At 67.6% G+C, this 20,873-nt stretch carries 19 protein-coding genes; 12 read left to right on the top strand and 7 right to left on the bottom strand.

Annotated elements, in window-relative coordinates; translation table 11 throughout:
* Positions 1-5: 5 nt before the first annotated feature.
* Positions 6-2,453, bottom strand: coding sequence for an ATP-dependent DNA ligase (locus QNM97_RS21215; protein WP_283820203.1), 2,448 nt, complete (start codon positions 2,451-2,453; stop codon positions 6-8).
* Between the two features lie 72 nt (positions 2,454-2,525).
* Here QNM97_RS21215 and ku point away from each other — a divergent pair, with 72 nt between their 5' ends.
* Both ku and QNM97_RS21205 read left to right on the top strand, forming a co-directional pair.
* The gene (gene ku / locus QNM97_RS21210) at positions 2,526-3,512 is read left to right on the top strand and encodes a non-homologous end joining protein Ku (RefSeq protein WP_502874947.1); all 987 of its coding nucleotides are present in this window, start codon (positions 2,526-2,528) and stop codon (positions 3,510-3,512) included.
* A gap of 57 nt (positions 3,513-3,569) precedes the next feature.
* A complete protein-coding gene (locus QNM97_RS21205) occupies positions 3,570-4,934 on the top strand; it encodes an MFS transporter (RefSeq protein WP_283820201.1) in 1,365 nt (454 codons plus the stop codon).
* Here QNM97_RS21205 and QNM97_RS21200 read toward each other — a convergent pair.
* Positions 4,925-5,845 carry a LysR family transcriptional regulator ArgP gene (locus QNM97_RS21200; RefSeq protein WP_283820200.1) on the bottom strand — a complete coding sequence of 307 codons (921 nt, stop codon included), beginning with the start codon at positions 5,843-5,845 and terminating at the stop codon, positions 4,925-4,927. The genes QNM97_RS21205 and QNM97_RS21200 overlap by 10 nt on opposite strands.
* A gap of 72 nt (positions 5,846-5,917) precedes the next feature.
* On the opposite strand from QNM97_RS21200, the gene QNM97_RS21195 reads away from it, so the two are divergent.
* Positions 5,918-6,538 carry a LysE/ArgO family amino acid transporter gene (locus QNM97_RS21195; protein ID WP_283820199.1) on the top strand — a complete coding sequence of 207 codons (621 nt, stop codon included), beginning with the start codon at positions 5,918-5,920 and terminating at the stop codon, positions 6,536-6,538.
* Positions 6,539-6,637: 99 nt separating this feature from the next.
* Here QNM97_RS21195 and QNM97_RS21190 read toward each other — a convergent pair whose 3' ends face one another.
* Both QNM97_RS21190 and QNM97_RS21185 read right to left on the bottom strand, forming a co-directional pair.
* Complete coding sequence (locus QNM97_RS21190) at positions 6,638-7,279, bottom strand: response regulator (RefSeq protein WP_283820198.1); 642 nt, start codon at positions 7,277-7,279, stop codon at positions 6,638-6,640.
* Positions 7,280-7,289: 10 nt separating this feature from the next.
* The gene (locus QNM97_RS21185; protein ID WP_283820197.1) at positions 7,290-8,447 is read right to left on the bottom strand and encodes a sensor histidine kinase; all 1,158 of its coding nucleotides are present in this window, start codon (positions 8,445-8,447) and stop codon (positions 7,290-7,292) included.
* A gap of 111 nt (positions 8,448-8,558) precedes the next feature.
* On the opposite strand from QNM97_RS21185, the gene QNM97_RS21180 reads away from it, so the two are divergent.
* Both QNM97_RS21180 and QNM97_RS21175 read left to right on the top strand, forming a co-directional pair.
* Positions 8,559-9,071, top strand: a complete 513-nt coding sequence (locus QNM97_RS21180; protein WP_283820196.1) for a hypothetical protein — start codon at positions 8,559-8,561, stop codon at positions 9,069-9,071.
* 70 nt (positions 9,072-9,141) lie between these two features.
* Positions 9,142-10,425, top strand: a complete 1,284-nt coding sequence (locus QNM97_RS21175) for an alpha-hydroxy-acid oxidizing protein (RefSeq protein WP_283820195.1) — start codon at positions 9,142-9,144, stop codon at positions 10,423-10,425.
* 16 nt (positions 10,426-10,441) lie between these two features.
* Here QNM97_RS21175 and QNM97_RS21170 read toward each other — a convergent pair whose 3' ends face one another.
* Entirely contained in the window at positions 10,442-11,416 is a 975-nt protein-coding gene (locus QNM97_RS21170) for an oxygenase MpaB family protein (RefSeq protein ID WP_283820194.1), read from the bottom strand.
* A gap of 121 nt (positions 11,417-11,537) precedes the next feature.
* Here QNM97_RS21170 and QNM97_RS21165 point away from each other — a divergent pair, with 121 nt between their 5' ends.
* The 4 genes from QNM97_RS21165 to QNM97_RS21150 all read left to right on the top strand — a co-directional run bounded on the left by QNM97_RS21165 (position 11,538) and on the right by QNM97_RS21150 (position 15,286).
* Entirely contained in the window at positions 11,538-12,254 is a 717-nt protein-coding gene (locus QNM97_RS21165) for a TetR/AcrR family transcriptional regulator (RefSeq protein ID WP_283820193.1), read from the top strand.
* Positions 12,251-12,949, top strand: coding sequence for a TetR/AcrR family transcriptional regulator (locus QNM97_RS21160; protein ID WP_208793857.1), 699 nt, complete (start codon positions 12,251-12,253; stop codon positions 12,947-12,949). Before QNM97_RS21165 ends, QNM97_RS21160 begins: the two co-directional genes overlap by 4 nt.
* Positions 12,950-13,046: 97 nt before the next feature.
* On the top strand, positions 13,047-14,264 hold the full coding sequence (locus tag QNM97_RS21155; RefSeq protein WP_283820192.1) for an acyl-CoA dehydrogenase family protein: 1,218 nt from the start codon (positions 13,047-13,049) through the stop codon (positions 14,262-14,264).
* Positions 14,261-15,286 (top strand): phosphotransferase family protein, encoded by a 1,026-nt coding sequence (locus tag QNM97_RS21150; protein WP_283820191.1) that lies wholly within the window; start codon positions 14,261-14,263, stop codon positions 15,284-15,286. Before QNM97_RS21155 ends, QNM97_RS21150 begins: the two co-directional genes overlap by 4 nt.
* Positions 15,287-15,304: 18 nt before the next feature.
* Here QNM97_RS21150 and QNM97_RS21145 read toward each other — a convergent pair whose 3' ends face one another.
* Complete coding sequence (locus QNM97_RS21145) at positions 15,305-16,009, bottom strand: histidine phosphatase family protein (RefSeq protein ID WP_283820189.1); 705 nt, start codon at positions 16,007-16,009, stop codon at positions 15,305-15,307.
* A gap of 162 nt (positions 16,010-16,171) precedes the next feature.
* Between QNM97_RS21145 and QNM97_RS21140 the strand changes: the two genes are divergently transcribed.
* On the top strand, positions 16,172-16,588 hold the full coding sequence (locus QNM97_RS21140) for a VOC family protein (RefSeq protein ID WP_283823275.1): 417 nt from the start codon (positions 16,172-16,174) through the stop codon (positions 16,586-16,588).
* Positions 16,589-16,696: 108 nt separating this feature from the next.
* The gene (locus QNM97_RS21135; RefSeq protein WP_283820188.1) at positions 16,697-17,854 is read left to right on the top strand and encodes a GGDEF domain-containing protein; all 1,158 of its coding nucleotides are present in this window, start codon (positions 16,697-16,699) and stop codon (positions 17,852-17,854) included.
* Positions 17,855-17,866: 12 nt separating this feature from the next.
* On the opposite strand, the gene QNM97_RS21130 is transcribed toward QNM97_RS21135, so the two are convergent.
* Positions 17,867-18,949 (bottom strand): sigma-70 family RNA polymerase sigma factor, encoded by a 1,083-nt coding sequence (locus QNM97_RS21130; protein WP_283820187.1) that lies wholly within the window; start codon positions 18,947-18,949, stop codon positions 17,867-17,869.
* Positions 18,950-19,474: 525 nt separating this feature from the next.
* Here QNM97_RS21130 and QNM97_RS21125 point away from each other — a divergent pair.
* The gene (locus tag QNM97_RS21125) at positions 19,475-20,785 is read left to right on the top strand and encodes an ROK family protein (protein ID WP_283820186.1); all 1,311 of its coding nucleotides are present in this window, start codon (positions 19,475-19,477) and stop codon (positions 20,783-20,785) included.
* Positions 20,786-20,873: the final 88 nt, after the last annotated feature.

Here is a 20,873-nt window from a genome sequence, read left to right as displayed (position 1 = left end):
GTGTGTCAGAGGTCGCCGGGGAGTTTGTCACGCCGGATTCCCCGCCAGCTCGGATGTCGGAGATGACCGGTGCTCGTCCAGTCCATGAACCGCACCTCGCCGACGATCTTCGGCAGTACCCACACCGCATTCGCCGCGACCGGCCGGTCCAGTTTGTCCAGGAACGGCGACCGTCGGATGGTCAGCGGCTCGAGTTCTTCTGCGAGAGCGTTGAGTTGGGCTTCGGTGAAGCCGGTACCGACGCGGCCCACGTAGCGCAGGCCGGTCTCCTCGGGCAGGCCGAGCAGCAGAGAGCCGATGGTGTGTGCGCGGTTCCCGCGGCCCGGACGCCAGCCGCCGATCACGACTTCGATGTCGCTCCAGTTCTTGTGCTTGAGCCACGAATTCGATCGTCGCCCCTGCTGATAGGTCGACGAACGGCGTTTCGCGACAACGCCTTCCATCCCGTGTTCCCGGCTGTACTCGGCGGCCGCCGCGCCCGGCCCGGGTAGTAGCGGCGGTACCTCGACGTAGCGGGATCGGCGGAAGGCCGGGGCAAGTTCCTCGAGCAGCTCGCGACGCTGCGACCACGGTTTGCGTAGCAGCGACGTCCCGTTCAGGTAGAGCAGGTCGAACAGATACAACTTGAGGGTGACGTCCTCGTCGGCGGATCTGCGTCCGGCGAGCAATGTGAAATTGGTGCGGCCGGTGGCATCGAGGGCGACAACCTCACCGTCGAGGACGACATCGATCAGTCCGAGTTCGTCGGTGATGCAGGCGAGTTCGGGAAAGTCGGCGGTCATGTCCAGGCCGGAGCGCGAGGTGAGCTTGAATTCGCCACCGATATAGCGGACCAGGAGACGATACCCGTCCCACTTGCCCTCGAAAGCCCAGTCCTTCGAGTCGAGTTTGTCGATGGATTCATCGGTGGCCAGCATCGGGCGTGGATCGCGCAGGCTCTCCGGCAGGATCGGGCGTGGTTCGTCGCTCATCAGGTGGGCGAGCCAGTTCTTCTCGCCGGTCTTGATCAGCGCGTACCGGCCTTGGATGCGGTCACCGTGCAGCCGGACGATGATCTCGTCGGCGCGCCACTTCTCGGTCTCATAGGTGCCGCGATCCCAGATCTCCACATGTCCGCCGCCGTACTCGCCGGCCGGGATGTCGCCGGAGAAGTCGGCGTAGTCCATCGGATGGTCCTCGGTCTGCACGGCGAGACGGTTCTGGTCGGGATCGTCGGGCAGGTTCTTCGGCACGGCCCAACTCACCAGCACACCATCGTGTTCGAGCCGGAAGTCGTAATGCAGGCGCCGGGCGTGATGCTCCTGGATCACGAAGATCGGCCCACCCGGCTCCTGCCCACGTGATACCCGGGCCTCGTCCTTGCCGGATCGTGACTTCGTGAATTCGGTGTCCCTGAATTTCTTGTCACCGAAGGGCTCCGGGGTGACCGCGGCGTTGCGTTTGCGGCGGTACTCGCGCAGGTTGATCACCTGACCACTCTCGGAGGTGCCCGAATCGGGCTGTACCGCAATATCAACCGCATCGCCCGAGTCGCCCAAGTCGTCGGGTCCGGCCGGCGGCCCATCGTCGTCGAGTCCGTCGAGGAGATCCCCATACTCCTCGATCCGTTCGAGGACCTCGGTGTAGAGCAACTGCGTCAGGTCGGGATCGGCCATCTCGTCCCAGGTCCGGGGTGCAGCCACCCACGGCTGCTCGCGGCCCCGCAGCGAATACGGCGCGAGTGTGGTCTTGGACGCGCTGTTCTGGCTCCAATCAATGAATACTTTGTGGGGCCGTTCGGATTTCGCCATGGTCGCGGTGACCCGATCGGGCTGCTGCTGGGCCAGTGAGGTGGCGATCTGCTTGGCGACCGTTCGCGCCGAATCCGCCGACACCGGGGTCGGGAACCTCGCATACACGTGAATTCCCTTGCCGCCACTGGTGACCGGGTACGAATCCAGTCCGGCGGCGTCGAGCATGTCGTGGATGTCACGGGCGATGTCACCGCACTGCGCGAGAGTGACCCCGGGCCCGGGATCGAGGTCGAGGACGAGACGATTGGCCCTGGGGCCCTCGGCGGCGAAGTCGGCGAGGGCATCGTTTCGGGGCAGTCGCCACTGCGGCGTGTGCAACTCGAGTGCCGCCATCTGCGCCAGCCACACCAGTGTTGCGGGCGAATCGGCGACGACGTACTCGATGATCCGGCTGCTGTGTTCGACTCCGCGCCGGGTCACCCAGTCGGGGATGCCCTCGGGGACCGACTTCTCGAAGAACGGGGTGGAGTCGACGCCGTTGGGCCAGCGTTTGCGGGTGACGAGACGATCGGCGAGATGCGGGAGCATCACCTCGGCGATCCGCGCGTAATAGTCGATCACGTCGAACTTGCGGGTGCCGGTCGACGGATAGAGCACCTTGGCCAGGTTGGTCACCGAGATGGTGTGCCCATCCACCTCGAGTGTCTGCCCGGACGCCATGGTTCAAGCCTGCCACGTCCGAGATGGGCGTGGGACCCGCAGAGACCGGGTGAGGATGGCACAATGGCGACCATGCGCTCGATCTGGAAGGGCGATCTGAGCTTTGGTCTGGTCAACGTGCCGGTCAAGGTCTATTCGGCCACGGAAAGCCACGACCGGAAGTCGTATCAGGTCGACTCCTCCGATGGCACCCGCATCCGCTATCGACGGGTCCGTGAGGGTACCGACACCGAGGTCGAGTTCTCCGACATCGCCAACGCCTACGAATCCTCGGCGGGCGACACGGTGATCCTCACCAAGGACGATCTCGCGTCCCTGCCCGTGCAGAAGAGCCCGGAGATCTCGATCCTGGAATTCGTGCCGGTCGACCAGGTCGATCCGATCTACTTCGACAAGCCCTACTATCTCGAACCGTCGTCGAAGTCACCGAAGGCCTATGTGCTGCTCGCGCGGGCGCTGCAGGAAACCGACCGGCTCGCCATTGCGTCGTTCACCCTGCGCAACCGCACCCGGATGGCGGCACTGCGGGTCATCGAGCCCGGCGTGATGACGCTGCAGACGCTGTTGTGGCCCGACGAGGTCCGCAAGCCCGACTTCGGGTTCCTCGACGACGACGTCGAGATCCGGGACCAGGAACTGACGATGGCGTCGTCGCTGATCGATTCGATGGCGCAGGACTACGACCCGAGCGAGTTCTCCGATACCTATCAGGAAGAGCTGGCCAAACTGATCGACGCGAAATCCGATGGCTCCGAGGCATTCCCGGAAGCCGAGGAGGATTCCACCGAGGATGAGGACTCCGAGGTCGCCGATCTGCTCGCCGCGCTGCGGGCATCGGTGAAGGACCGCGGGCCGGCCGAGGAGGCCGACGACGCCGGCGCATCGAAGGCGCCGGCGAAGAAGGCCGCCAAGAAGGCTCCGGCAAAGAAGGCGGCCGCCAAGAAGGCGCCCGCCAAGAAGGCCGCAGCGAAGAAGGCTCCGGCGAAGAAGACGGCGTCGTCGGGATCCGACGACGAGTCGAAGACCGCGGCGAAGAAGACCTCACGCCGCGCGAGCTGAGTCGCGCGCGGCGAAAATCGGTGGCCGCCGACGCCCGGTGTCGGGCAAGCTCGTGAGGTGAGTTCGTCGACGTCCACCCTGCCGCGCGCGCTGCGCCCCTTCGGCGGTGGGCAGTACCGGTTGCTCGCTGCGGGCCTGATGTTCGCCCTGTTCTCCGACGGCGTGTGGACGATCACGCTGGTGTGGCAGGTTATCGGTCTCGGCGGGGGACCGGGCCAGGTGTCGCTGGCGACCGGCCTGGCCGCGGTCGGCATGGTGATCTCGACGCTGGCCGGCGGCGTGCTAGCCGACCGGGTGTCGCAGCGTTTCATCATCATCGGGCTCGAGATCGTCAAGATGGCGGTCTTCGCGGTCGTGGCGTTCTGCGCGATCGGCGGCGTCCTGACGATGCCCATCGTGGCCGTGGCGGCCGTCTTCGGCGGGATCACCACGGGCATGTACTACCCCGCATACTCGGCGTTGTTGCCGGGCATCGTCGCCGCCGATGAACTCCAGGCCGCCAACGGCATCGAGGGCATCGTCCGGCCGGTGCTGTTCCAGGCGGCCGGCCCGATGATCGCCGGAGCGGTGATCGCCGCGGCCGCGCCCGCCCAGGCGGCGCTGGTCGCCGCGGTGGCCAGTGTCGGCTCGGCACTGTGCTATCTGCGGATGCGTCCCGTGCCGTTGCGTCGTGACCCGAAGACCTTGCGCGGTCCCGCGATTGCCTCGATCGTCAGCGATCTGGCGGAGGGATTCGCCTACATGTGGCGCACCCCGTGGTTGTGGTCGACGCTGTTCTTCGCGACCATCCTCGTGCTGGCGACGATGGGGCCGATCGAGGTACTCATCCCGTTCGCGTTGCAGGAGCGGGTGCACGGCGGCGCCGGTGATCATTCGCTGGTGCTTGCAGCCTTCGGCGCCGGCGCTGCGATCAGCTCGCTGGTGTTCGCCTCGATCCCGATGCCGCGGCGATACCTCACGTTGATGTTCGGACTGTGGGGCTGGTCGTCGATCCCGTTGGTGCTCATGGGCGTTGCCGGGCACACGTGGGTGTTCATCATCGCCGGATTCATCATGGGGGTGCTGTTCGACGGGCCGATGGTGTTGTGGGGCACGCTGTTACAGCGCCGCGTCCCGCCTGCGCTGCTGGGCCGGGTGGCCAGTCTGGACTTCTTCGTCTCGGTGGTGCTCATGCCGGTGTCGATGGCGTTGGCGGCTCCGGTCAGCCACGCGATCGGACTCACCGCGACGTTCGTGGTGTGCGGACTGGCGCCGGTCCCCTTCGCGGCGGTCTTCTACGTCGCGGCCCGACTGTGGCGTGACGAGATCGATCACCCGCTCGATCTGTCCACTCCCGGGCCGGCCGTCGCGGTGATGCACGACGAGATGTCGGCGTCGGCATATGTCGACGCCGACCACGTCAGGGCGTCCGATCAGGACTGATCTGCCGCGCCGAGGAACTCCGCGGCGGCCTCGACGATCGACTCCGTCAGTGCCGAGAGCAGGGGCGAGGCGAGCTTCCAGTACTGCCAGTAGAGCGGAACGTCGACGCGCCGGTCGGTGAAGGTGACCAGGCGTCCCGAGTCGAGCGCGTCGGCGATCTGCACCCGCGGCACCGCTCCCCAGCCCATCCCGTATTCGACCGCTCGGTGGTACTCGGTGGAGGCCGGGATGTAGACCGCCGGCGGATCGGCCGGTGACGGACTGAGCATGCGAAGTACCTCGCGCTGCAGATTGTCGCTGCGGTCGTACTGCACCATCGGCGCCCGGGCCAACGCGGCCTCGGTCGGACCGTCCGGCATCCATCGGGCCAGGTAGTCCGGGGTGGCCACCGGGATGTAGCGCATGACGCCGAGCGTCTGCATCCGGCAGCCGCGGATGCGGTCCGGGACCGAGCTGATCGCCCCCAGCACCTCACCGGTCCGCAGATGGTCGGCGTTGCGGCTCTCGTCGTCGCGGATCACCTCGACGGCGGCCGGATGGCCGTGATGAAAGCGGGCCAGCGCGGGCAGCAGCCACGTGGCCAGCGAGTCGGCGTTGGCCGCGATCGGTAGGTGCACGAGGGGTTGGTTGGCGTCGTGAGCGCCGTCGGAGGGCGCGCCCGCCAGTTCCAGCCGCGCCTCGGTGGCCAGCAGTTCCCACTGTTCGGCCAGACGGAGCAACACCTCCCCGTCACGCGTCGCCCGCACCGGTTTGGTGCGCTGGACCAGGACCCGACCGACGGAGTGCTCCATGGCCTTGATGCGCTGGCTGATCGCCGACGGCGTGACGTGCAACTGTGCCGCCGCGGCCTCGAAAGTGCCGGCACGCAACACGGTCGCCAGCGTCCGCAGGCCGTCCTGACTGACATTCATATGAAGTCACTCTAATGATTCCTGAGAAACATTCGCTGGTCTTCGGATTGTGACGCTCCTAGCGTTGTTGTCATGAACGCTTTCCTGCTGCCGGCGCTGGCCGGCCTGCTGACCGGCGCCGGGCTGATCATCGCGATCGGACCGCAAAACATCTTCGTTCTGCAGCAGGGTGTGCGACGCGTCCATGTGGCCCCGGTGGTGGCGGTCTGCGCGATCTCCGACGTCGTGCTCATCACCGCGGGGGTGGCCGGCCTCGGTGCGCTCGTGAGCGCCCACCCGAGCGTGGTGACCGCGGCCAAGTACCTCGGCGGGGCGTATGTGATCGTGCTCGGGCTGATGGCCGCCCGTCGCTGTCTGCGCAGTCGGGAGGCGATTGTCGACAATGCCGGCGAGGTCACCACGGCGGGCCGCTGGGTGGCGATCGGCACGGCGCTGGCCCTCACCTGGCTCAATCCGCACGTCTATCTCGACACCGTGCTCACCATGGGTGCCATCGCCAACAGCCACGGAAACGGCAAGTGGGCCTTCGCGATCGGCGCCTGCTGCGCGAGCCTGATCTGGTTCTCCCTGCTTGGCGGCGGTGGTCGTCGCATGGCGCCGATTTTCGCCAAACCCGTCGCATGGCGCATCCTTGACGCCGTCGTCGCCGTGGTCATGATCGGCATGGGCGCTGCGCTGGTGGGGTCGGCGTAGGGCGTCGACACCGGTGCGTTTGTGTGTCGACCTCGGCGATGTGTGTCCTGCAGGACACACAAACCCGAAGTCGGCACACATTCGCAGCGCCTCGCGGGCTCAGACCAGCCCGTGCCGATACGCGTAGGCCACCAGCGCCGCACGGTCGCGGCATGAGGTCTTGGCGAGCAGGTGGTTGACGTGGGTCTTGACGGTGCTCACGCCGACGACGAGGTGGGAGGCGATCTGTTGGTTCGACATCGCCTGCGCGATCAGGCCGAGCACCTCCACCTCGCGTTCGGTGAGACCGTCGGGCGCCTCGGTCGGTGCTGCCGGCGCTGCCGACCGCTCGTGGGACAAGACCGCGCGCAACGCCTTCTCGTCGAGCATGGACCGACCGCCGGCCGCGGCGAGCACCGCCGCCTCGATGGCCTCGGGATCGGCGTCCTTGTTGAGGAATCCGACGGCCCCGGCGTCGAGGGCCTCGACAATCGTGGTGTCGTCGTCGTAGGTCGTCAACGCCACTGCGGCAGTGCGTGATCCTCCGGCGCGCAGCCGTCGTATTCCCTCGATGCCACCGATACCGGGCATGCGGAGGTCGGTGAGCAGTACGTCGGGGTCGGTCCCGGCGACGAGGTCGAGGGCGGATTCGGCCGAGGCCGCCACCCCGAGGACCTCGATGGTGTCGAACAGCGAGAGCATCGACCGCAGGCCCTCGCGCACCACGGTCTGATCGTCGGCGATCACCACCGTCACCGTCACGTCGTCACCCTCACGTCGTCACCGCCATGATGAGCTCGAATCCTTCCTCGCACGGGCCGTGGGTCAGCCTACCGCCGGCCGCGGCGACCCGTTCGGCGAGACCGGCCAAACCGTATCCGCCGCTGTCGTGTTCGCGATCGGTGAACCCGTCGGGATCGCCGACGGAGAGCATCCGGAGGCCCTCGGGTCCGAACTCGATGCGCACCGGTGCGCCCGCCGCGTGGCGTAACGAGTTGGTCAGCCCCTCCATCACCACCGATCGGGCGATGGCGCTCCACTCGGCGTCGAGATCGTCGGGCGAACCCGCGACCGTCACCTGCAATCCGGTTGCGGTACCGAGGCGTTTCAGGGTCGGCTCCAGCCAGGCGCTCAACGGTGCGGCGCTCGCAGCGGGTCCGTCGCGCAACGATCGGACCGCTTCTCGTGCCTCACCGAGGCCGTCCTTCGCCAAGTTCGTTGCGGTGTCCAGCTTCTCGGCGAGATCGGCAGAGACGCCCTCGCATCGGGCGATGAGCGCGGCGCCCTGCAGGGTGATGATCAACCCGGACAAGGTGTGGGCGAGTACGTCGTGGAGTTGGGCGGCGAGCACCCGACGGTTCTCCGCCTCGACGGCACGCGCGCGCTCGGTATCGATGATCTCCCGTTGTGCTGCAGCGACTTCGGCGATCTCACGCCGGTAGCGCCGAAGATGCACCCATCCGAACACCACCACGGCGACCATCAGATTCACCAGCAGGGTCCACCCGGATTGATGCAGTTGTGACCAATGGACCGTCAGCGCGAGCATCGGGACGGCGGCCAGGGCGGCGGTCATGGGGAGGGCAACGGGTGCAAGCGCGGACGCGGCCACGCCGAGTTGGGGAACCCACACGGTCGCGCCGCCGGCGAAGGCGACGCCGACGACCGAGGCGGCCCCGATGACGATCGCCGAGTCACCGAGTGAGGTGGCGGCGAGGAAGCGTTGCGCGGTCATGGGTTGTATGCCGCCGCGCGCCAGAGCGACCACGAGAACCGCGGTGGCGATCCAGCCCGGCGCCGCGCGCCACGGTGACACCGACGTCGTGTCGAGCACCGTCGACACGATCACCAGCGCGCAGACCGCGTACCGCACCGCGAGGACGTCGGGGCTCGCCCGCCCGGGGTTGAGAACACGCGCAATGCTGGGCACGACTCACCGTATCGAGGGTGTGCCCGCTCGCGGAGTCACACGCGCAGAGATCAACCCGGCATCCACCCCGGGGTGGACGACCTCGCCGCGAGAGTTGGCGAGAGTGAAGGCATGACCACAAACACAGCCCTGCCGATCGCGGTCGGCGTCATCGTCCTCGGCTACATCTTCTACCGCCAACTCACCGAGCGGCCCATCAAGGACAACCCGCTGAAACTCCCGGCGATCCTGCTGGTGATCGGCGTCATCAGCTCCGTGAACTACCTCCAACACGCACCGCGGGTGACGGTCGGGGAGGTCGTCTCGACACTGCTCGGGTTCGTGGTGGCCGCGCTCATCGCCGTGCCGCGCGGTCACACGATGCACATCTACCGCAACGCCGCCGGGGTGATGGTGCGGCGGGGCAATGCGATCACCATCGGGTTGTGGTTCGTCGCCATCGGCGCCCACCTCGCCATCGCGGTGTTCGGCCCGACGGTCTTCGGCGAGCCACGGGGCAGCCTCGGCGGGCTCGAGAGCGCGACGATCCTGGTGTTCCTCGGCATCAGCCTCGGGGTGCAGGGGCTCGTGGCGCGCAAGCGCGTGCTCGCCCACGGCCGGACCGCACACAGCCTCGCCGGGTGAGCGGTGCGTATCTTCGACTGCGATGCCCGACGACGGACGTCGCACGGGCTGCCGACACGAGGAGGTCGCGATGACCACGCCGGGGTGGGGACGCATCCGCCAGAACGACATCTACACCGCGGGCATTCACGACCGGCGCCCCACCGTGCCCACCGACTTCGCCGAACTCGAGCGTCGTGCCCGTAAGGCGATGTCGGAGCGGGCGTGGGCCTACATCGCCGGCGGTGCGGGGGAGGGCCGGACGATGGCGGCCAACCGGGCCGCCCTGGATCGGTGGGCGATCGTGCCGCGAGTGCTGCGCGATGTGTCGCAGCGCAGCCTCGAGACGGAATTGTTCGGCGCCCGGCTGCCCGCGCCGATCCTGTTCGCGCCGGTGGGGGCGGGCGGGCTGGCCATGCGCGACGCCGACGTCCACATCGGGCACGCGGCTGCCGAACTCGGTGTGCCCTACATCTTCTCCAATCAGGGCAGTGCGCCGATGGAACGGGTGGCCGCCGAGATGGATCGTGTGAAATCCGGTGCGCCACGGTGGTTTCAGCTGTACTGGTCCACCGACGACGATCTCGTCGACTCGCTGTTGCGCCGCGCCGAGAACGCCGGCGCCCAGGCCGTCGCCGTCACGCTCGACACCACGATGCTCGGATGGCGGCCCCAGGACCTGAACCTCGGTTCGCTGCCCTTCGCCAAGGGTGAGGGCATCGCCCAGTACACCTCCGACCCACGGTTCACCGAGATCGTCGCCGACCGCGCCGCAGATGCGTCCGGCGAGAGACCCGAGATCTCCCTCGGTGCCCTCAAAACCCTGTTCTCCATAGCCCGCAACACGCCGGGAACATTGCTGCGCAACCTGATCCGGCCCGAACCGCGCGTGGGTGTGCAGACCTTCCTCGACATCTACTCGCGCCCGTCGCTGAGCTGGACCGAGATCGCCTCCCTGCGTGAGCGGACGTCGTTGCCGATCGTCCTCAAGGGCGTGCTGCATCCCGACGACGCGCGCGCTGCCGTCGACGCGGGGGTGGACGGCATCATCGTGTCCAATCACGGTGGCCGCCAGATCGACGGTGAGATCAGCTCACTGGACGCGCTCACCGATATCGCACCGGTCGTCGACGGGCGGTGCAAGGTCCTCATCGACTCCGGGATCTACACCGGCGCAGACGTGTTCAAGGCGCTGGCACTCGGCGCCGACGCGGTGTGCATCGGTCGCCCGCACATGTACGGGCTGGCGATCGACGGCGCCGACGGTGCCCGGGACGTGGTGGCCAACATCATCGCGGAGCTGGATCTCACGCTCGGACTGGCCGGCGTCACCTCGGTCGACGAGGTGGACGCCGACGCGTTGCGGCGGATCTGACACCCCGCCCGCGACCTCAGACCAGCGGGCGCTTGGTCCGCATCCGCCACTTCACGTCGGCGAGCAGCAGGTTGAACGGAAAGGCGCGCAACGGCTTCGGCAGGCGCTGGATGATCGCGCGGGCAATCGCGTTGTGCACGTCGAAGAATCGCTGCTGCCACGGCTTCATCTCGATGCCCATGGCGGCGCGGAAGCCCTCGGGCAAGAAGCCGAGGGTGAAGATCTCCGAATGCCATCCGAACAGCCGCGAGACGAGTGGGTGGGCGAACTCCATGCGAGCGATCGACATGAGGTGCTCGCGGATGACCGGATCGATCTCGAGCCGGTCGATCATGCCGTTCCAGTAGTCGTCGAAGTCTGCGCGGGTCGCCGGCCACATCTCCCGTGGCATCTGCAAGGTGGTGCCCATGACCACACCGGCCTGGTAGGCCTGTTCGGTGATCGCGTCGGGGTCACCGAAGATGCGCTGCACGTCCTCCCAGCCCTTGTAGAGGCAGGCCGCCACCCACAGCTGCAGTTCGGGATCGAAGGCGTTGTACTTCACCGGGCTCTCGGGTGTGGAGCGCACCTTGGCGTGCGAGCGTCCGACCGCGCGGCGATAGGCCTTGCGCACCTTGGGGTCGCCGCTGGCCGCGACCGCGAGGTAGGCGAGTGTGGTGCGGGTGCGCTTGACCGGATGCTTGAACAGGTTGCCCGAATCCACCTGGCTCTCGTAGACGCCGTAGCCGACGGCCGGCAGTGCCAGCTGCATGATCACGTTGGCCGGACCGGCCAGCGTCGCGATGCCCAGCATCTCCATGTTCGCCGCGGGCAGGGCGTCGAGCTCGGCACGCGACATCCGCGCCGCGCGCGGCAGGAATTCGGTATCCGGGGCGGGAGCGGCGAGGTTGGCCTCGAGGGCGCTGTCGTGCGCCAGAGGTGAATCGCCGAGTGCTGCTGAATCACCAAGTGGCCCTGAATTGCCGAGTGCTGCGGCGTCTTGTGTGGTCATGTCCCGACCTCCGATCGGACCGGATGTGCGCGAAACCCCTCGAGTCGCGCAATCTGGTAACGGATGTTTCCCGATTGATTGAACCTGTTCTCGCCGAAAGATGTCAAGGGAGGATGACAAGATGGGGGCCGTGACCGACGGCTCCTCGCGCGATGAGACACCGCAGTCCGAACCGGGTGCCGTGCGCGCCGACCCACAGGCTGCCGGTGCGCCGCTGCGTTCCTATGGGGGCGTCGACGGCGACGAGCGCATCTCCCGTCGCCGTGAGGCGCTGATGGACGCGACGCTGGAGCTCCTCGATGCCGAGGGGGCGGTCACGGTGCGCGGTATCTGCCGCGCCTCCGGGCTCAACCCGCGCTACTTCTACGAGAGTTTCGAATCGGCAGACGCCCTGGTCGCGGCCACGTTCGACCGGGTCATCGAGGAGATCTCGGAGGCGGCGCTGACCGCCTTCGCCGCCGGCGTCGGCGTGGCCGGCAAGGTCTCCGGTGCCGTCGGTGCGATCGTCGACATCGTCGACGCCGACCGGCGCAAGGGGCAGTTGCTGTTCTCGCCGTCGTTGCTGTCGCCGGTCGTGGCCGCCAAACGCAACGAATCCACCGGGTTGTTCGCGATGTTGACCCTGCACACCGCCTCCGATGCGCTCGCGACGGAGGTCGGTCCGGAAGCCATCGCCGCGGCCCAGTTCCAGGTCGGGGGGCTCGGTCGTCTGGTCTCCACATGGCTCGACGAGGAGATCCCGCTGGGTCGCGACGAGCTCGTCGCGCTGAGCGTGCGGCTGATGATGTCGCTGGTGGGTGCGGTCACCGACGGTGGTGACGATATGTTGGAGCCATGAGCGACGGAGTGGGTGACACAGGGGTCGAGGAGGCGGCAGCGGATTCCCGGTCGGATGTTCCCGAGGGAACACATGCCTCGGAGGGTGTACAGACCACGTCGTCGTGGCGCGATTACGGCGAGGCCGAGCTGCCGGTGCCGCTGGCCGCCGCGCTGGCCGCGTTCGCCGAGCACGGCTATCACGGCACCTCGGTCCGGGAGATCGCCGCACGCGCCGGCCTGTCGGTGCCCGGGCTGTATCACCACTACCCGTCCAAGCAGTCGCTGCTGCAGGGCCTGCTCGAGCGCACCATGACCGATCTGCTGGCCCGCTCCGAGCAGGCGATCCGCGAGGCGGGGCCCGAGCCGGTGAGACGCTTCGACGCCGTCGTCGAGTCGCTGCTGCGTTTCCACATGTACCGCCGCGAACAGGCCTTCGTCGGATCGACCGAGATCCGCAGCCTCGACGACTCCTACAAGCCCACCTACATCGGGCACCGGGATCGGCAGCAACACATGGTCGACGAGATCGTCTTCGCCGGGGTGGAGGCGGGCGACTTCGAGACCGAGTACCCGAAGGATGCCGCGCGTGCCGTGGCGACCATGTGCGTCGGCGTGTCGACCTGGTTCAAGCTCGACGGCGAACTCGGCGCCGACGAATTGATCCGGCGGAACCTGGTTCTCGCCCGCGAGATCGTCGGCTACCGACGGGGCTGAGCGCTTGACCCACGACCGGTGGGGTGGCAGGGTGTGGTCTCGACAGAGCGAACGCTCGGTCGGCATCGGCTGATCGGGCTTCAGTTGAGGAGACCGAATGCCCATTGACCTGAGTTACGGCGCCGACGTCGAGGATCTGGTCGCCAAGACCTCCCGCTTCATCAAAGAGTACGTGCTGCCGATCGAGGAGCGCTTCGCCGGTGACATCGAAGCCGCAGGCGGCGACGAGATCCGCCGGGAGATGAACGCCAAGGCCAAGGCGGAGGGCATCTTCGCGCCCCACGCGCCGGTGGAATTCGGCGGTCTCGGCCTCGACATGTCCGATCGCGCTCCGGTCTTCGAGGCGGCCGGCTACTCGACCTTCGGCCCGGTGGCGCTGCACATCGGCGCGCCCGACGAGGGCAACGTGCACATGCTCGCCCACATCGCGAGCGAGGAACAGCGACACACCTATCTCGCGCCCCTGGCTGCCGGTGATGTGCGCTCGGCGTTCGCGATGAGCGAGCCGTCGCCCGGTGCCGGCTCGGACCCCAACGCCCTCGCCACCGCCGCGACCAAGGTCGACGGCGGCTGGAAGATCAACGGCGAGAAGCGATTCATCACCGGAGCCGACGGCGCCGGATTCTTCATCATCATGGCTCGCACCGCCGGCTCGCCCGGTGACCGGGGCGGTGCGACGATGTTCCTGGCTCCGGCCGACCGCGAGGGCATCGCCGTGGGCCGCCACATCCACACCACCGACCGGTCGATGGTCGGCGGTCACTGCGAGGTCCGGTTCACCGACGTCTTCGTCCCCGATGCCGACGTGCTCGGTGAGGTCGACGAGGGATACCGCTACGCACAGGTGCGGCTCGGTCCGGCGCGCATGACGCACGTGATGCGCTGGATGGGATCGGCGGTGCGTTGTCAGGACGTCGCCGTCGACTATGTCTCGCACCGTGAGGGTTTCGGCGGCAAACTCGCCGACCTCGGCATGATCCAGCAGATGATCGCCGACAATGAGATCGACCTAGCGGCCGCCCGTGCGCTGCTGGTCAAGGCGTGTGCGGAACTGGATTACGGCGGCCACGCGTCCAACGAGACGTCGATAGCGAAAACCTTTGCCGCCGAGGCATTCACCCGGATCGCGGATCGCTCCATCCAGATGTGTGGAGGCACCGGCGTCTCCGACGACCTGCCGCTCGCCCGCCTGCACAACGAACTGCGGCCCTTCCGCGTCTACGACGGACCGTCCGAGGTGCACCGGTGGGCGATCGCCCGTCGCACCATCGGGCGTGCCCGCAAGGCTGCTGCGGCCGCGGAGGCCGCCAAGTGAGCACCGCATTCGATCCCCGGAGCGTCCTCGATCCCGCGGTACTGCGAAAGTTCCTGGAGGACAACGACGTCGACGTCGCCGGTGGTCTGCAGATCGATCTGGTCAGCGGCGGCAAGTCCAACCTGACGTTCTCGGTCACCGACGGCGTGAAGAAGTGGATTGCCCGGCGCCCGCCCACCGGCGGCCTCACACCGTCCGCGCACGACATGGCGCGGGAGTGGACGGTGACCAGCGCGCTCGGTGCCACCGACGTCCCGGTGGCGCCGACCGTCGCCTTCGACGCCGACGGTGCGATCCTCGGTGCGCCGTGCACCGTCGTCGAATTCATCGACGGAACCGTCATCCGGACCGCAGCAGAACTCGACGCGCTCTCTGATGCGGAGGTCGACCGCAATCTCGACGGTCTCGTCGCCACGCTCGCCGCGCTGCATGCCGTCGACTACGAGAAGGTCGGGCTCGGCGAATTCGGACGCCCTGCAGGCTTTGCCGGCCGCCAGGTGAAACTGTGGGCGCGTCAGTGGGGCATCGTCAAGACCCGTGAGCTGCCCGACGTGGAGCGGCTGTGCGACATCCTCGCCGACCGCGTCCCACGGGACGCCCGCGCGACCATCGTGCACGGCGACTACCGCGTCGACAACACCATCCTCGAGGCCACTGACCCCGGAAAGGTTGCCGCGGTGGTGGATTGGGAGATGTCGACGCTCGGTGACCCGATCACCGACGTCGCTCTGATGTGCATCTACCGGGAACCGGTCTTCGACACCGTTCTCGGATTCGACGCCGCATGGACCAGTCCGCGGTATCCCTCGGCCTCCGAGATCGCTCAGAGGTACGTGGCTGCGACCGGAAACGACCTGGGGGACTGGGACTTCTATCTCGCGCTGGCGAGCCTCAAACTTGGTGTGATCGCCGAGGGCATCAGTCACCGCGCCCGCGCAGGCGCGTCTCCCGAGGCCGGCGCCGAGAAGGCCTCGGAGGCGACGGCGGAGTTCATCGCGGCGGGGCTGCGATTCGTGGGGTGAGCGCGTGGGGGTAGGCCCCTACCGGAAGGTCGCGACGCCGCCGTCGCGGTCGTCGAGGTGGGTGTGTTCGTTGAACGAGACCACCGAGACGCCGCGGCGTCCGACGATCAGCTTGGTCACCGACGCGTTGATCATCGCGCGTGCGACCGCGGGCCACCGCTGCGGGGGCACATCCCACAGGTCGGCGATCCACTGGGCGATCACGCCCGCCGAGGACACCACCAGCACCGTCTGGCCGCTGCCCGCGCGCGCGGCGGCGTCGTGTCCGGCGGCGTCCACCCGCTCGCGGAATGCGCGGTAGGTCTCGCCGCTGCCGTCGTGCGCGACATCCGGGGTGCCGTCGCGATCGATCCAGGCCGACAGTGAATCGTCGAGCCGTTTCTGATAGTTGCGACCGTCGGCGAACTCCGCTGCGCTCGCCTCGCCCACTAGGGCCGGCAGCGCGTACTCGTTCCAGCGGGGGTCGATGACCGCCTCGGGGGCGTCGTCGAAGCGGCTCAGCACCCCGGCGAGGGTGTCGCGCTGACGCGGCAGATCGCCGCAGAAGGCAGTCGTGATCCGTACCGTCTGTGCGGCCAGGAGATCGCCGGTGAGACCGGCCTGCACGATCCCGGTCGGGGTGAGACCGCCGACCTCGCCGGAGGCGCTCGAGGCTTGCGACCCGACGATCCCGTATGCCTGCGGGTCGGCCTGACCGTGCCGCACCAGATAGATGACACCCATGAAGCGAGCCTATTGGTGGCCTCGGTGTCGGGGACCTCGAGGGTCGGCGATGACTTCGCGGGTGCCGGCGGGTCAGTCCTTGGTGACGATGCACATGTGCGATTCCCCGACACCATGCTCCGCGCGGTGCGGCTCCACGCCGGGCGTCCGGTGGTGGTGCCGATGATGTTCGTCAATCTGCCGGTCGCCGACGTCTCGCGATCGCGGGAGTTCTTCTGCAGGCTCGGTTTCGACTTCGACGAGATGTTTTGCGATGCGTCCACCCTCTGCATGCCAGTGAATGAGCAGACGATGGTGATCATGCACCGCCGCAACCGTTTCTGCGGCTACGCCTCGTCGCCGGTGGCTGATCTGCGTGCCGGAAGAGAGGCGGTCCTGGCGTTGTCGGCGTCGTCGCGGACAGAGGTGGACCGATGTGCCGATGCGGCGTTCGACGCCGGGGCCACGCGGCTGCGCGACGCCGACGACCTCGGCTTCATGTATGCCCGCAGTTTCTGCGACCCCGACGGGCACGCCTGGGAGTTCGTGTGGATGGACGGCGCGCAGATCGCCGGCGAGCTGGGTTGCCGAAGCGAATGACCGATAGCTGACTCGGCAGTAACGTTGCGCCTGCCGAACGCGACTCTTTGTTTCAGTGAACCGCGAAGGTTCGGGGTGAACTCAGGATGCGGTGGGGAGGACTGTGAGGTGGAGAAGACGCACACAGGCAAGTCGCACGCAGGGCAACAACAGAGTGGAGTCGGTCGCCGGCCGGTTCGTGACCTCATTCGCGAATGGTCACGCTCCGGCGACGAGGGCCGGTGGCTACGCGAGTTTTGCGCGCGGCGCGGGTGGGGACGATTTCTGGCGTACTGCTGTGCCCTCGGCGGGCTGGTGATGGCTCTGGCGGTGCTGTTCAATGCGATCGTGGGCGCGCAACTGGCCTACTCGAGCAGCCGGTTGGTCATGTGGATCTGCGCGGCGGTGGGAGTGCCGTGGGCGCTGCGGTGGTTGGGGCCGTGGCCGAGCCAGCGGGAGATCGTCGGGCTGGTCATCGTCGGGGACATCACCATCGGCGCCGCCTGCCTGCAACACTCCGACCGCATCACCGGTATCGCCGGCATCTCGTTCTTCGCCGTCCTCGGCATCGTGGTGGCACTGTTCTCCACCCCGAGCGTGCAGGCCTTCCATTTCACCGTCACGGGCGTGGTGCTCGTGGTCCTGCTGATCTTGCTGGGCCGGGAGCAGGGTATCGCCGTGCTCGTCGGGGTCGGGATGCCGAAGGCATTGGGGGAGATGATGGTATGTGCGGGCCTGCCGGTCGTGCAGTTCGCCTACTGGGTGATGCGGACGAACGCCGACGACTCGCTGTGCGATCCGTTGACCGGCGTCGCCAACCGCCGTGGCCTCGACGACCATCTGGCGCGCCAAGACGCCGAGTCAGTGGCGCACCCGGTTATCGGTGATGCGTGTGGCGTGATGTTGGTCGACGTCGACGACTTCAAACATGTCAACGACACTTTCGGGCACGGTGCCGGCGACGCCGTGCTCACCCGGGTGGCCGCGGCACTCACCGAGGTCTTCGGTCCCGAGGCACTCATCGCGCGTGTCGGTGGTGACGAATTCGTGGTCATCGGCCGGGTCGGCGATCACCGGTTCCGGGCATGCGCTCGGGCCGCCGCCCGCGCCATCAGTGCGTTCCCCGATCCGCCGATCACGGTGTCCACCGGAATCGCCACCGCTGCAGAGCCGTTGTCGGCCAACCTGTTCGACCAGCTGATGGAACAAGCCGATCAGGCCATGTACCGGGCGAAGGGTCGCGGGCGCCCGCGGCGAGATGGTGCGGCGTCGGAGAACATCGCCTGACGGGTTGGTGACTCAGTCCGGCTGGTGAAAAGCGCTGGGGATGCTTGCGGCAGGAGCGTCGTACGGGGTGGCAGGGAGCCCGAAGCGGGCGAAGTCCTGCTCCAGGGTCTCGCTGAAGAAGGCGACGACGTGGGCGACCGCACGGGCTTCGGGGTCGAACTCGAGAACCTGTAGCTGGAACGGCCGATGGACGCCGTCGGGCTCGCGCATGTACAAACCGAAGGCGAACTGCCCGTTGGCGATGGTGGGCAGCAGGATCTGGTCGCCTGCCTTCTCGGCAGGGCAATTGCCGCGGATGAGCGTGCCGATGGCTTCGCCACCGAGATACCAACCGGTGAACGGCGGCATCTCCCAGATCGAGGAATCGGTGAACATGTCGACAATGGCGTCAACGTCGTAGCGTTCGAAGGCCGACACGTACTTGGCGAGTAACTCGCGCTTCGCGTCGTCATCGAGTGTGGACTTCGAATCCTCTTCGACGCGAACATTTTTCAGCTGCTCCCGAGCGCGTTGGAGTAGGCTGTTGACGGTGGCGGTGGTGACGCCGATGGTCTCGGCGACCTCGGCTGCCTTCCACTGCAACACATCCCGCAGGATCAGAACAGCGCGCTGACGCTCGGGCAAATGTTGCAGGGCGGCGATGAACGCGAGACGAATGGATTCGCGCGCCCCGACGACATAGGCGGGGTCGGCGTCGTCGCCCGGCGTGATCTCGTCAACCGTGCCGGCGTACGGCTCGAGCCAGGGGACCTCGTGGTCCTGGGTGAGGGTGTCGGTGGGGTCGTAAGCGTCGCCGCCGAGTCCGGACGGCAACGGGCGACGCTGGCTGCTGCCCAGCGCCGTCAAGCAGGTGTTGGTGGCGATCTTGTGCAGCCAGGTGCGGACCGACGCGCGCCGGTCGAACTTCGCATACCCCCGCCACGCGCGTAGATAGGTTTCCTGGGTGAGGTCTTCGGCGTCGTGATGCGACCCCATCATGCGGTAGCAGTGGGCGATGATCTCGCGGCGGAAGGGCTCGGTGGCCGCCAGGAACTCGGCGTCGGTGGGGCCGGAGGACAGAGTCGTCGCCGGGGGAGTGGCGGGGGTGACGGACATGCAGACAAGGCTACGACGACCCCCCGACAGCTTCCAGGCGATTGGCAGACTCACGACGCGGTGGCGGGCCCCGGCGACTTTTGTGCGGCGTGCGTCAAACCTGGTTCGACGCACCACGGTCGGCCTATCATCGCCCGTGAGCGCCCATGTGTGCAGGTCAGGGCGCGTGTTGCCGAGGTGTGACGTGTGCACGTGCGAGCTTGCGGATGCGGTGCGCCGATTGCTAGCTTGAGGTCCATGACGTGCAGCGAGAACAGCCGCATCCCGGAGGTGACCTACATGATCACCGCCCTGGGTTGTCGTCTGCCGTTCGCTCGTGTCCTGTGTTGTTGTCGAATGTCCTGATCGCCGAGTCTCTCAGCGTGCTTTCCCGACGCCCGCGATCTCCTTCGTCTCTTTGACAACCCTTCCCACAACAACGCCATTCGCGGTGCTGAAAGCCTCGGCGCCGCAGCCCCCGTCGAGACACTCGACCGTTGGACGCCGATGGCAGCCTGTGGCACATTCACGAGGACACATTCACTCATGACCGCAACGATCGACCACCGCACCCGCACCGCCGCTCCGACGTCCGCCTCGCCGCGCATCGTCCGGCCCCGTCCGATCCCCGGTGGTTCCGCCCGGGTCGATACGCGGGCGCTGCGCAAGGGGGGTCGAGGCATCCACGTAGCGACCCCGCAACTCGAACTCTCCACCAAGCCCTCTGCGCTGGTGCTGCGCACCGCCCGACTCTCGGGGCCGGTGTTCCGGGACGAGGCCGCCGAACTCACCGGACTGTCGATCTCGACGGTGAACCGACAGGTCGGCGCACTGCTCAAGGCCGGACTGCTGCGTGAACGTGCCGATCTCGCACCGGCCGGCGCCATCGGGCGGCCGCGACTGCCCTTCGAACTCAATGTCTCGACGTTTCTGACCCTGGGTATCCACATCGGATACAAGGTCACCTCCATCACCACCCACGATCTGCTCCACCGTGTCGTCGGCGCGATCCAGATCCCCACCCCGATCGCCGATACCCCGGAACAGACGCTCGCTGCGATCGGCGAGAGCGCCCAGCGCTTCCTCGGACGCTGGACCTCTCGTCGCGTCCTGTGGGCCGGCGTCGCCGTCGGCGGCCGCGTGTCGTCGGGCGGATTCGTCGATCATCCACGCCTGGGCTGGGAGAACGCTCCCGTCGGGCAGGTCATCGCCGAGTCGGTGGGTCTGCCGGTGTCGGTGGCCTCGCATGTGGAGGCCATGGCAGCCGCCGAGCTCGTCGTGAACCCCAGCGGGTCCGACGCCGATCAGCGGTCGAGCTTCCTGTACTTCTATGCCCGCGAGATGGTCGGTATCGCGTTCAGCGTCGATGGCACCGTGCACACCCCTGCCGGTGGGCCGCCGGTGATCGGGCACTTCCCTGCGTCGGGTACCACGCTCCTCGACCCGAACCGCACCGGTCGGCTGGAGCCCACCGTGTCGGATACCGGCGTCGTCGAGGCGGCGCAATCGCTGAATCTGCCGGTCAACGACATCGAGGGAGTGGTGGCGATGGCCCGTAGCGGTGACGCGACCGCCCGCGCCCTGCTCGAGGAGCGAGCACAGGTACTCGGTCGTACGGTGGCGCTGATCGCCGACATCTTCAACCCCGATCACGTCATCCTCGGTGGGCAGGCCTTCACCGACTACCCGACGACCCTGCCCGTCGTCGCCGGATCGCTGCGGGAGACCTCGGTGGTCCCCAACCGTGATGTGCGCGTCTCGCATTCGGGCACGACGGTGCAGCAACAGGCGGCCGGTGCGGTCTCCCTCGACGCCGTCTACAGCGATCCGCTCGCCGCGCTCGCGGTCACGGAGTAATTCGGAAACAGCCTCGGCACAAGGGGTCTCGAGGCTTCGTCGCTATCGCTCCTACGCACCTCGACCATCGGGGTGGGGGGCCGGTCGA

Origin of the sequence: Gordonia sp. L191, from assembly GCF_030077625.1 — a bacterium.
In the GTDB taxonomy this organism is placed as follows: domain Bacteria; phylum Actinomycetota; class Actinomycetes; order Mycobacteriales; family Mycobacteriaceae; genus Gordonia; species Gordonia polyisoprenivorans_A.
This window is presented reverse-complemented; position numbering and strand designations above follow the sequence as displayed.

Coding starts and splice junctions, on each gene's coding strand:
- QNM97_RS21165 (WP_283820193.1), top strand. CDS start 11,538: ATGGGGGCCGTGACCGACGGCTCCTCGCGCGATGAGACACCGCAGTCC.
- QNM97_RS21140 (WP_283823275.1), top strand. CDS start 16,172: ATGATGTTCGTCAATCTGCCGGTCGCCGACGTCTCGCGATCGCGGGAG.
- QNM97_RS21130 (WP_283820187.1), bottom strand. CDS start 18,949: ATGTCCGTCACCCCCGCCACTCCCCCGGCGACGACTCTGTCCTCCGGC.
- QNM97_RS21160 (WP_208793857.1), top strand. CDS start 12,251: ATGAGCGACGGAGTGGGTGACACAGGGGTCGAGGAGGCGGCAGCGGAT.
- QNM97_RS21175 (WP_283820195.1), top strand. CDS start 9,142: ATGACCACGCCGGGGTGGGGACGCATCCGCCAGAACGACATCTACACC.
- QNM97_RS21215 (WP_283820203.1), bottom strand. CDS start 2,453: ATGGCGTCCGGGCAGACACTCGAGGTGGATGGGCACACCATCTCGGTG.
- QNM97_RS21170 (WP_283820194.1), bottom strand. CDS start 11,416: ATGACCACACAAGACGCCGCAGCACTCGGCAATTCAGGGCCACTTGGT.
- QNM97_RS21125 (WP_283820186.1), top strand. CDS start 19,475: ATGACCGCAACGATCGACCACCGCACCCGCACCGCCGCTCCGACGTCC.
- ku (WP_502874947.1), top strand. CDS start 2,526: ATGCGCTCGATCTGGAAGGGCGATCTGAGCTTTGGTCTGGTCAACGTG.
- QNM97_RS21180 (WP_283820196.1), top strand. CDS start 8,559: ATGACCACAAACACAGCCCTGCCGATCGCGGTCGGCGTCATCGTCCTC.
- QNM97_RS21145 (WP_283820189.1), bottom strand. CDS start 16,009: ATGGGTGTCATCTATCTGGTGCGGCACGGTCAGGCCGACCCGCAGGCA.
- QNM97_RS21195 (WP_283820199.1), top strand. CDS start 5,918: ATGAACGCTTTCCTGCTGCCGGCGCTGGCCGGCCTGCTGACCGGCGCC.
- QNM97_RS21200 (WP_283820200.1), bottom strand. CDS start 5,845: ATGAATGTCAGTCAGGACGGCCTGCGGACGCTGGCGACCGTGTTGCGT.
- QNM97_RS21155 (WP_283820192.1), top strand. CDS start 13,047: ATGCCCATTGACCTGAGTTACGGCGCCGACGTCGAGGATCTGGTCGCC.